The organism is Streptomyces sp. NPDC059900, assembly GCF_050270335.1.
In the GTDB taxonomy this organism is placed as follows: domain Bacteria; phylum Actinomycetota; class Actinomycetes; order Streptomycetales; family Streptomycetaceae; genus Streptomyces.
On the sequence record NZ_JBNNJZ010000332.1, the window covers coordinates 1 to 9,223 of the forward strand.

Below are 9,223 nucleotides of genomic sequence, written 5' to 3' on the forward strand. Positions count from 1 at the left end.
GGGCTGGGTTGTCCGGACACCGCGGGTCGGTGGGGGCTGGTCGCGCAGTTCCCCGCGCCCCAGACGGGGCGCGGCTGCGTGGTGTGTGTCGTGCGGGGTGACTGTGGCTGGTTGCGCAGTTCCTCGCGCCCCTGACGGGGCGCAGTCGGCTGTCGTTGTTCGTGCGCTGCTATGTGGAGCTGACCACTGCGATTGCCCGTCTGCGCATGGCTGCGCTTACCGGCAGGCCCGTCGCCAGCAGTGTCAGGAGCAGGGTGCCCGCCGCGATGCCCGTCGGGATGGTCCATGGCAGGTACGGGATCGATGAGCCGAAGGCCGTGCTGAGGATGGGGGCCAGGGTGCCGAGGGCTATCGCGGTGCCCAGGAGCAGTGCCGTCCCCGCGACGACCAAGGCTTCCCAGGCCGCCATGGCCCGCACCTGGGCCCGGCGGCTGCCGACCACGCGCAGCAGGGCGACGTCGCGGCGGCGCTCGAAGGAGATCATGGCGAGGGTGTTCGCCGCGGCGATCGCGGCGAAGCCTGCGTAGAGGCCCGTGCCCACGTAGTCGAGCCAGACCTCGCCCGTGCTGCCCGCCGAACCGGTGTGGTGCTGTGCCGTGGTGCGTATGCCGATCTTGGTCAGGCCGAAGCCCACGACCAGGACGAGCGGCACGACCGCGGCGGAGAAACGCCGGGGCTGCGAGCGGACGTTCAGCATCGCCAGGCGCGCGCTGCCGCCGAACCGGCCCACCAGGGCGGAGACCAGCCAGGCCGCGGGCCCGATGATCCGCGGACCGAGCAGCCCCGCGCCGGCGCAGAAGAGGATCAGGACGAGGAACGCCCCCTCACCCGCCTCGTCCGCGGGCTGCTTCGACAGGAGCACCGAGACCAGGCAGGCCCCCACGACCGCGATCACGCCGAGCGGAGCCCGGAGCATCCCGAGCCCCCGCCGGCCGGTCGCCGCCTCGCTCAGCGCGCGGGCCGGGCTGAGCAGCGAGAACCGCAGCGCCGAGAGGAGAGCGGCGAGCGTCGTCGTCACCACCGCCACGCCCAGGCAGACCGGCAGGGCGACCCAGCTGAAGCGGAAGCCGGCTTCGGAGGGGAGCAGTCCGTGCGAGACCATGCCCGCGTGCCACCACTGAGCGGCGAATCCGCCCAGGACGAAGCCCGCGAGTGCTGCCGGGATCGACGCGGCGAGGGCCTGGCCGGCCACCGCGCGGCGGATCTGGCGCGGCCTGGCGCCGATGGAGCGCACCATGGCGAGCTCGCGGTGCTGCTGGGTGACGGCCGTGCCCATGGTGGACGCGACCACGAATATCGACATGTAGATCGAGCCGATCAGCAGGACGAGCGCCATGTCCGCGACGCCGTTCGCGGCTATCTGTCCGCGTGCCCGCGCGGAGAGGCCGTCGGTGCCCGTCGCGCCGAGCATCATCGTCGACGCGCTCACGACGGTCGCCGCGAAGAGCGCCGCCACCGCCGTGCCCGCAAATGCCGGGCGATGCGCGCGCAGCGCCGCCCGTGCCAGTCCCGTTCCCATACCGATCATGGTGGCGGGCCGGGTCCGCCGTGCACCAGGAGGCTGCCAGGAAGATCATGGTGGGGTAATCCCCACCCCGGAAAACCCCACCCCCGCGGGTGACAGCGTCCGTTCGGTCCGCCTTTGCCACCAGCGTGTTCGTGCCGGGAAGGGGGAAGCGGGCCAGGGGCCGTCGCACACCAGGCCCATGACCTCGTAAGGTCGTGTCCGTGTTGGAGGAGATGCGGATACGGTCGCTCGGAGTCATCGACGACGCGGTGGTCGAGCTGTCGCCGGGATTCACAGCGGTGACCGGCGAGACCGGTGCGGGCAAGACGATGGTGGTCACCAGCCTTGGCCTGCTGCTCGGCGGACGCGCGGATCCCGCTTTGGTGCGGATCGGCGCGAAGGCGGCGGTGGTGGAGGGGCGTATCACCGTGCCCGCGGGAGCCTCGGCCGCGGTGCGCGCGGAGGAGGCGGGTGCCGAACTCGACGACGGGGCGCTGCTGATCAGCCGTACCGTCTCGGCGGAGGGCAGATCCCGGGCGCATCTCGGCGGTCGGTCGGTCCCGGTGGGCCTCCTCGCCGAACTCGCCGACGACCTTGTGGCGGTGCACGGACAGACGGACCAGCAGGGGCTGCTCAAGCCGGCCCGGCAGCGCGGCGCGCTCGACCGGTACGCGGGCGACGCGGTCACCGTCCCGCTGGCCAAGTACACGGCGGCCTACCGCAGGCTGCGGGCCGTGACGACCGAGGTCGACGAGATCACCACCCGCGCGCGTGAACGGGCCCAGGAGGCCGATCTGCTGCGCTTCGGCCTCGAAGAGGTCGCGGCCGTCGAGCCGCGCGAGGGCGAGGACACCGAACTGGCCGCGGAGGCCGAGCGGCTCGGCCACGCGGAGGCCCTCGCCTCCGCGGCCACGGCCGCGCACGCCGCGCTCGCGGGCATCCCCGAGGACCCGGAGGGGGTCGACGCCACGACACTCGTGGCGGGCGCCCACCGGGCGCTGGAGGCGGTGCGCTCCCATGACCCCGCCCTGGCCTCGCTCGCCGAGCGGATCGGCGAGATCGGGATCCTCCTTGGCGACGTGGCGGGGGAACTCGCCGGGTACGCCGATGACCTCGACGCCGATCCGCTGCGCCTGGCGGCGGTGGAGGAGCGGCGGGCCGCGCTGACCCAGCTGACCCGGAAGTACGGCGCCGACATCGACTCCGTGCTCGCCTGGGCCCAGGAGGGCGCCGCGCGGCTCACCGAACTCGAGGGCGACGACGACCGTCTCGAAGAGCTGACCGCCGAGCGGGACGCGCTCCGGGGCGAACTCGCCGGGCTCGCGCAGGCGTTGACCGACGCGCGGCAGGAGGCGGCGTCGCGGTTCGCGGCCGCCGTCACCGAAGAGCTGTCCTCGCTCGCGATGCCGCACGCGCGCGTGACGATCGACATCACCGCCACGGAGGTGCCGGAGGGCGCGGACGGCGTGCCGGTGGACGGACGCCTCGTCGCGTACGGTCCGGCGGGCGTCGACGAGGTCGAGCTTCTCCTCGCCCCGCATCCGGGGGCCCCACCGCGGCCGATCGCCAAGGGCGCGTCCGGTGGTGAGCTGTCGCGCGTGATGCTGGCCGTCGAGGTCGTCTTCGCGGGCACGGACCCCGTTCCTACGTACCTCTTCGACGAGGTCGACGCGGGCGTCGGCGGCAAGGCCGCGGTCGAGATCGGCCGCAGGCTCGCACGGCTCGCCAAGTCCGCGCAGGTCGTGGTCGTGACGCACCTGCCGCAGGTGGCGGCGTTCGCGGACCGGCAGCTGCTTGTCGAGAAGACGAACGACGGGTCCGTGACGCGGTCCGGGGTGCTCGTGCTCGAAGGGGAGGACCGGGTGCGGGAGTTGTCCCGGATGCTGGCCGGCCAGGAGGACTCGGAGACCGCGCGGGCCCACGCGGAGGAGCTGCTGGCGACGGCTCGGGGGGACGGGTAGCGGGCGGGGGCGCCTTCGGGGGTTTGTTGCGTACCGTCGGTCACCGGCTGCGCCGGGCTCGTCCTCAAGCGCCGGACGGGCTGACCGTAGGCTGGCCCGCATGATCGACCGCGAGTCCGCCCGGCGCTCCACCGCCCTTCTCGCCGCAGCCGCCGTCACCCGCGCGGCCACCGCCGCCCTGCGTTCGCGTGCCCCCGGCGGGCCCGGCCGCTGGCAGCGGAAGAACTACGCGGGGCGGACGGTGGAGTTGTACGCCGGGCCGGCCGCCGCCCTCGGTGCCGCGGCCGGGGCCGTGGCGCTGCCGGCCAGGGTCCGCGGTGCCGTCGCGCTCGCCGTGCTGGGCGCGGGGGCCTGCGGGGCGTACGACGACGTGGCGGGCCAGGGCGATCCGCGCCGGGGTTTCCGGGCGCACCTGGGGGCCCTGCGGGACGGTGAAGTGACCAGCGGGGCCGTGAAGTTGTTCGGGGTCTCCGCGGCGGGACTCGCCGCGGGCGGGCTGCTCAAGGAGCGGCCGGTGGACAAGGTCCTCGCGGGCGTGGTGATCGCGGGCACGGCGCACTTCGTCAACCTCGTGGACGTACGTCCGGGCAGGGCTGCCGGAGCGGTGGTGGCGCTGGCCGCGCCGGGGCTGCTGCGCAAGGGCGCCGCCGGGGTTCTCGCCGCCGCTTCCGTGGGCGCCGCGGGGGCCGTGCTCCCGGAGGATGTGGGGGAGCGCGCCATGATCGGTGACGCGGGGGCGCATGCGCTGGGCGCGGTGCTGGGTGCGGCGATCGTGGCGGGCAACGGGCGGGTGGGGCTGGTCGTGCACGCGGCGGCGGTCGTGGGGGCGGCGGTGTGCGGGGAGCGGATCAGCGTGGCGGCGTCCTGCCCTGCGGGCGGCTGAGGTTCGCGGTGCCTGTGCCCTGCGGGCTGGCTGAGGTTCGTGGGTGCGTGTGCCCTGCGGGCCGGCTGGTCTTCGCGGGGGCGTCTGCCCTGCGGGCGTGCGTTGGCGGGTGCGGGTTCTTTCTGGGTTGCTCGCGCAGTTCCCCGCGCCCCCTACGGGGCTTCGCGCAGTTCCCCGCGCCCCCTACGGGGCTTCGTGTAGTTGCCCGCGTTCCTTACGGGGGCTCGCGTAGTTCCCCGTGCCGCTTACGGGCCCCGCGCAGCCCCGTGGCCCTTGCGGGGCTCCGAGGGGTCCGGAAGGTTTGTTGGTGGTCTGGGCTTCTTGTGGAGATGTGGGCGGCTCACGGCATCCGTGGTGTTGGAAACGCTTTGTCATCGCCCGTGTGGGTGAACCGGGTCAGGGAGTTGCCCGTCGCGACACGGAAGAGACCTTTCAGTGGTGCCGGAACGTCCGTGCGGGCTGGCATCCTTGGCGCAGCCCCCCGACGCCGAACCCAGGAGCCCCGGCTACGTGAGCCACGTGAGCAGCCAGTCGCCGCACGGCCAGCCCCCGCTGCACACCGTGCAGGTACTGGGCGGTGGCAGCGCGGGCAGCAGTGCGCACGTCAGGTCGCTCGCCGCGGGCCTCGCCGCGCGGGGCGTGCGGGTCACGGTCTGCGCCCCCAGCGAGGCGGCAAGCGCCTACGACCTGACGGGCACCGGCGCCCGGCACGTCCACGTACCCCGCAGCAGCGACCCCGCGTCCGTCGCCTCCCTGCGCATGGCCTGCGCCGACGCCGACCTCGTACACGCGCACGGACTGCATGCCGCACTCCGCGCAGCCCTCGCGCTCACCGGCCGCCGCATCCCCCTCGTCGTCACCTGGCACACCCGCGCGCACGCGGAAGGCGCCCGCGCCCGCCTCCTGCACCTTCTGGAGCGACGCGTCGCCAAGGCCGCCGCCGTGGTCCTGGGCACCTCCTCCGACCTCGTCGACCGCGCCCGCAGCAGGGGCGCGCGGGACGCCCGCCTCGCCCCCGTCACGTTCCCCGCGCCGCGCGCGGCCGCCGACGCGGCCGAGGAGGCCGACGGGCTGCGGCACAAGGCGCGCGCCGAGATCGGTGCCGTCGACCGGCCGCTGGTCGTCACGGTCGGCACGCTCGAACGACAGCGCGGCTACGACGTCCTCCTGGAGGCGTCCCGCGCGTGGCGCCATCTCGACCCCCTGCCGCTCCTCGTCATCGCCGGTGAGGGGCCCGAGCGGGCTGCGCTGCAGCGTCGTATCGAGGGCGAGGGCCTGCCGGCCCGGCTCGTCGGGCGGCGCGACGACATCTCCGAGATGCTCGCCGCGGCCGACCTCGTGGTGCTGCCCAGCAGCTGGGAGTCCCGCTCCGTACTCGCCCAGGAAGCCCTGCACGCGCGCGTGCCGCTCGTGGCGACCGCCGTCGGCGGCATCCCCGAACTGGTCGGCGACGCGGCCGTCCTCGTCCCGTACGGCGACGCCGGGGCCCTGGCCACCGCTGTCGCCCGCCTCCTCGCCGACCCCGTGCTCAGGGAGCAGCTCAAGGACAAGGGGACGACCCAGGCCGCGACCTGGCCGACCGAGGACGAGACGGTCACGCAAGTGCTCAGCGTCTACGACGAGTTGACGCAGCCGCTGGCCCTGTAGCCGGCACGCGGCGCCGCTGACGGGCCTTGACGGCTGGCCGACGGCCGCTACGCCACATGCCTCCGCGCCCGCAGCGCCAGGCTCAGCGCGAGCACCGTCTGCGGGTCGTCCAGGTCCGTGCCCAGGAGTTCGCTGATCCTGGCGAGACGGTTGTAGAGCGTCTGGCGGTTCAGGTGCAGTTCGCGCGCCGTCTCCGCCTTGCGTCCCGCATGCGCCAGATACGTCTGCAGAGTGGGCAGCAGCGGCGGCTTCGAGCGCTGGTCGTGGGCGCGCAGCGGGCCGATCGCGCGGTCCACGAACGCCGCGAGCGCCGAGTCGTCGTAGTTGTGCAGGCGCCACAGCAGCAGGTCGATGTCCAGGCGCCGCGCGTCGTACCAGGGGCGGTCCGAGAGGCCCTGCGCGGCCGTCGCCGTCTCCGCCGCGTGCCGCAGCCCCGCCGAGGCCGCCGCCCAGCCGCCCGCGACCCCGACCACCACGACCGGCGGCAGCGCCCCGGCCCGCTGCATGCCCGCCCGCTCGACGCCCGCCCGCAGCGCGGTGGCGACCCGGTCGGCCACCGCGGTGCGTTCGGATTCCGAGCGGAGTCCGAGGAGCAGCGGCACGCGCCCCTCGACCGGACGTACGCCGAGCAGCACCGGCACCCCCACCGCCGCGAGCTCCTCCGCCACGGCCCGCGCGAGCACGGCCCAGCCCCCGCCGGGCGGCAGACCGTCCGCGAGCCGCATCACGACCGGCAGCAGGGGACTCTCGCCGGGCTTGAAACCGAGCACCCGCGCCTGGGCGGGCGCGTCGTCGGGCTTGATCCGCCCCTCTGCCAGATCGGTCAGGAAGTCGCCCCGGCCGCGCGCGGCGAGCTCCTCCTCCTGCCGGGCCTGCATCAGGACCACCGCGAGGGAGCCCGCGGCCCGCTCCGCCGCGATGCGGTGCACCGGAAGCAGCGCGGACTCCACGGCGAGGAGCACGAGCCGGGCGCGCACCGACCCGGAGCCGGGCCCGCCGCCCGGCACGTCGACGAGCAGCGCGCCCGCGGGCGGCCCGTCCTTGTGGTGGCCCCGCAGCCCCTCCCACACCTGGAGGGGGTCGGCGCACTCGGTGCCCGCCCCGGCGGCGTAGAGCAGCTGCCCGTCCGCCGTCTCCAGGAACACGGGGTTGCCGCTGAAGTCCGCGAGCACGCCGAGGACCTGGGGAATGCCGCCCCCGCCGAGCAGCGCCTCCGTGCAGCGCCGGTGGACCTCGTCGGCTCGCTGGAGCAGTGCGTAGTGGCCGTTGACGATCTCGGTGTGGACTTCCTCCGTGACCGTCACGAAGGGGACCTCGCGGTGCAGCTGCACCAGCGGAAGGCCCGCCGAGCGCGCCGTCTCCACTATCGCCGCGGGGAGCCGCGTGAAGCGCGGGCCGAGCTCGACGACGAGTGCCGCGATGCCGCGCTCGGCGAGCTTTCGTACGAAGACGCGCTGTTCGGCGGGGCGTGCGCCGAGGCCGAGGCCCGTGGTCAGGAGCAGTTCGCCGCCCTTGAGGAGCGAGGCGATGTTCGGCACCTCGCCCGCGTGCACCCACCGCACCGTGCGCTGCAGCCGTTCCGCGCCCGCGACCACCTCGGGGAGCCCGCCGCGCAGCCCCGGAAGTTCCAGGGCCCGCTGCACGGTGATCCCGCCCTGAGTGCCCTGCGTGCCCTGACTTTCCATGGAGCGGACGGTACCTGCGGATACGTCCCGGGAACATCTCCGACCGGTTACGGGAGTGATCTGTTCCGCTCATATCCCGACAACTCGAACGGGCGGCGACGGAACAATCCGTCGCCGCCCGTGTCCGAGGAGCCTCGCTAGCCGCCGTACGCCCCGCTGGCCGTGAGACGCAGCGCTGTGTCGATCAGCGGCACGTGGCTGAACGCCTGCGGGAAGTTGCCGACCTGCCGCTGGAGGCGCGGGTCCCACTCCTCGGCGAGCAGCCCCAGGTCGTTGCGGAGCGCGAGCAGCTTCTCGAAGAGCTTGCGGGCCTCGTCGACCCGGCCGATCATCGCGAGGTCGTCCGCCATCCAGAACGAACAGGCAAGGAAGGCGCCTTCGTCGCCCTCCAGCCCGTCCACGCCCGCGTCGTCACCGGTGGTGGGGTAGCGCAGGATGAAGCCGTCCGGCGTGGAGAGCTCCCGCTGGATCGCCTCGATCGTGCCGATCACGCGCTTGTCGTCGGGCGGCAGGAAGCCCATCTGCGGGATGAGCAGCAGCGAGGCGTCCAGCTCCTTGGAGCCGTACGACTGCGTGAACGTGTTGCGCTCCTTGTCGTAGCCCTTCTCGCAGACGTCCCGGTGGATGTCGTCGCGCAGCTCGCGCCACTTCTCCAGGGGACCGTCCGCCTCGCCGGACTCGATGAGCTTGATCGTGCGGTCGACGGCGACCCAGCACATCACCTTGGAGTGCACGAAGTGGCGGCGCGGGCCGCGCACCTCCCAGATGCCCTCGTCCGGCTGGTCCCAGTTCGACTCCAGGTAGCGGATGAGCTTGAGCTGGAGCAGCGAGGCGTAGTCGCTGCGGGCCAGGCCCGTCATGTGCGCCAGGTGCAGGGCCTCGGTGACCTCGCCGTACACGTCGAGCTGGAGCTGGTGCGCGGCGCCGTTGCCGGCCCGGACCGGGGTCGAACCCTCGTACCCCGGCAGCCAGTCCAGTTCGGCCTCGCCGAGTTCGCGCTCGCCCGCGATGCCGTACATGATCTGCAGGTTCTCCGGGTCGCCCGCCACCGCGCGCAGCAGCCATTCGCGCCAGGCGCGGGCCTCCTCGCGGTATCCGGTGCGCAGGAGCGAGGAGAGCGTGATGGCGGCGTCGCGCAGCCAGGTGTAGCGGTAGTCCCAGTTGCGGGAGCCTCCGATGTCCTCGGGCAGCGAGGTCGTGGGCGCCGCGACGATGCCGCCCGTGGGGGCGTACGTCAGGGCCTTCAGCGTGATCAGCGAGCGGACCACGGCCTCGCGGTAGGGGCCGTGGTACGTGCAGTGATCGACCCACTCGCGCCAGAAGTCCTGGGTCGCCACCAGGGCGTTCTCGGGCTCGGCGGGGGCGGGCGGCTGCTTGTGCGAGGGCTGCCACGAGATGGTGAACGCGATCCGTTCACCGGGCGAGACCGTGAAGTCCGCGTACGTCGTCAGGTCCTTGCCGAAGGTCTCGGCGGACGTGTCGAGCCACACCGAGTCGGGGCCCGCGACGGCCACCGTGCGCCCGTCGACCTTGTGCACCC

At 73.9% G+C, this 9,223-nt stretch carries 6 protein-coding genes; 3 read left to right on the top strand and 3 right to left on the bottom strand.

Annotation, left to right across the window (positions count from 1 at the left end):
* Positions 1-169 precede the first annotated feature (169 nt).
* Entirely contained in the window at positions 170-1,519 is a 1,350-nt protein-coding gene (locus ACQKIP_RS31195; protein ID WP_365859884.1) for an FtsX-like permease family protein, read from the bottom strand.
* 221 nt (positions 1,520-1,740) lie between these two features.
* On the opposite strand from ACQKIP_RS31195, the gene recN reads away from it, so the two are divergent.
* The 3 genes from recN to ACQKIP_RS31210 all read left to right on the top strand — a co-directional run bounded on the left by recN (position 1,741) and on the right by ACQKIP_RS31210 (position 5,998).
* On the top strand, positions 1,741-3,468 hold the full coding sequence (gene recN / locus ACQKIP_RS31200) for a DNA repair protein RecN (protein WP_365860168.1): 1,728 nt from the start codon (positions 1,741-1,743) through the stop codon (positions 3,466-3,468).
* A 100-nt stretch (positions 3,469-3,568) separates the two neighbouring features.
* Positions 3,569-4,351: a hypothetical protein gene (locus ACQKIP_RS31205; RefSeq protein WP_365859885.1), complete on the top strand. Its 783-nt coding sequence runs from the start codon at positions 3,569-3,571 to the stop codon at positions 4,349-4,351.
* A gap of 510 nt (positions 4,352-4,861) precedes the next feature.
* Positions 4,862-5,998, top strand: coding sequence for a glycosyltransferase family 4 protein (locus ACQKIP_RS31210; RefSeq protein WP_365859886.1), 1,137 nt, complete (start codon positions 4,862-4,864; stop codon positions 5,996-5,998).
* Between the two features lie 47 nt (positions 5,999-6,045).
* On the opposite strand, the gene ACQKIP_RS31215 is transcribed toward ACQKIP_RS31210, so the two are convergent.
* Together ACQKIP_RS31215 and ACQKIP_RS31220 are read right to left on the bottom strand one after the other, a co-directional pair.
* Positions 6,046-7,683 carry a PucR family transcriptional regulator gene (locus ACQKIP_RS31215; protein WP_365859887.1) on the bottom strand — a complete coding sequence of 546 codons (1,638 nt, stop codon included), beginning with the start codon at positions 7,681-7,683 and terminating at the stop codon, positions 6,046-6,048.
* Between the two features lie 137 nt (positions 7,684-7,820).
* Positions 7,821-9,223 (bottom strand): glycoside hydrolase family 15 protein (locus tag ACQKIP_RS31220; protein WP_427744805.1); only part of this gene is annotated, 1,403 nt, incomplete at its 5' end.

Coding starts and splice junctions, on each gene's coding strand:
- recN (WP_365860168.1), top strand. CDS start 1,741: ATGCGGATACGGTCGCTCGGAGTCATCGACGACGCGGTGGTCGAGCTG.
- ACQKIP_RS31215 (WP_365859887.1), bottom strand. CDS start 7,683: ATGGAAAGTCAGGGCACGCAGGGCACTCAGGGCGGGATCACCGTGCAG.
- ACQKIP_RS31205 (WP_365859885.1), top strand. CDS start 3,569: ATGATCGACCGCGAGTCCGCCCGGCGCTCCACCGCCCTTCTCGCCGCA.
- ACQKIP_RS31195 (WP_365859884.1), bottom strand. CDS start 1,519: ATGGGAACGGGACTGGCACGGGCGGCGCTGCGCGCGCATCGCCCGGCA.